1 protein-coding gene is annotated in these 267 nt (G+C 33.3%); it reads right to left on the bottom strand.

What is annotated here, in order from left to right; translation table 11 throughout:
* Window positions 1-253, bottom strand: a 253-nt coding sequence (locus ACX6CF_RS26645; RefSeq protein WP_458788405.1) for a hypothetical protein, incomplete at its 3' end; no start/stop codon positions are given.
* Between the last annotated feature and the right edge of the window lie 14 nt (window positions 254-267).

Here is a 267-nt window from a genome sequence, read left to right as displayed (position 1 = left end):
CCCAATCTGATTTTTGGTCAAAAGCCCACATATATGTAAATATCAATCCGTAATTATCTGATGCAGCAAATTCTTCAAAGATAATTTCTCTTAATCTACTTATTGATTTCCCTTGAAAATAGCCGAATACTTCAATAACGGGTTCGATAGTCATATGATTATGGAACAAACGTAAATCTGTAATTTTCATAAGTTCTTGTCCTACTGTCATTTTTCCGACAGCTTCGTCACCAATTAAAAACACTAACTTCACAACAAATCCCCCTT

It is taken from the genome of Vallitalea sediminicola (genome assembly GCF_054408565.1).
The sequence above is the reverse complement of the archived record's forward strand: the minus strand, read 5'-3'. Positions and strand labels throughout refer to the sequence as shown.